Source organism: Mesorhizobium sp. LNHC229A00 (assembly GCF_000502415.1).
Classification (GTDB): Bacteria; Pseudomonadota; Alphaproteobacteria; order Rhizobiales; family Rhizobiaceae; genus Mesorhizobium.
In genome coordinates this window covers 1-945 of record NZ_AYWQ01000105.1, presented here as the reverse complement: position 1 = coordinate 945, position 945 = coordinate 1, and the positions used below count along the sequence as shown (strand labels likewise).

Below are 945 nucleotides of genomic sequence, written 5' to 3'. Positions count from 1 at the left end.
CTTCGATCTGCTCGTGATGGACGAGGCCTCCCAGATACAGCCTGTGGACGCGCTTGGCTCGATCGCCAGGGCCAATCAGGTGGTCGTTGTTGGCGACGAACGCCAACTGCCCCCCACGACATTCTTCGCGAAGGTGACAGGCTCGCAGGCTGAAGATGACGAGGGTGAGGGCGCGCAGGTCGCCGACATCGAAAGCATCCTCGGCCTGTTCACGGCCCGCGGCTTGCCGCAGCGTATGCTCCGCTGGCACTACCGTAGCCGTCACCAATCTCTGATCGCCGTATCGAACAGCCAGTTCTATGAGAACCGGCTTTTCATCGTGCCAAGCCCCTATACCCAAGAGGCAGGCATGGGGTTGCGGTTTCATCATGTGCCAGAGGGGGTCTTCGATTCCGGTGGCACAGGAACCAATCCGGTAGAGGCGAGAGCAGTAGCCGAAGCGATCATCCGTCATGCGAAGGTGAACCCGCGAGAGACTCTAGGCGTTGCAACATTTTCGGTTAGCCAACGCCGCGCGATCCAGGATGAACTCGAATGGCTGCGGCGACTAAATCCCGATACGGAGGAGTTCTTTCACGCGCACCCCAGCGAGCCATTCTTCGTCAAGAACCTTGAAAATGTTCAAGGCGATGAGCGCGACGTGATCATGATCTCAGTGGGGTATGCCAAGAATGCGCAGGGGTACATGGCCATGCGTTTCGGCCCTCTTGGTGCGGAAGGCGGCGAGCGTCGGCTCAACGTCCTCATAAGCCGCGCCAAGCGCAGCTGCGAAGTATTCGCATCCATCACAGACGAGGACATCGACCTGGGGCGTGGCAAAGGGAAAGGCATCTTCGCCTTCAAGCTCTTCTTGCACTACGCGAGAACAGGGCGAATTTCGCTTGCCCAGGCCACGGTTCGCGAAATGGATTCAATCTTTGAAGAGCAGGTAGCCAACGCTCTGAT

General features: G+C 58.5%; 1 protein-coding gene. It reads left to right on the top strand.

Features of this window, described 5'->3' with window-relative positions; genetic code table 11:
* A partial coding sequence (locus X742_RS140385) for a DEAD/DEAH box helicase (RefSeq protein ID WP_023775629.1) occupies window positions 1–945 on the top strand: 945 nt, incomplete at both ends.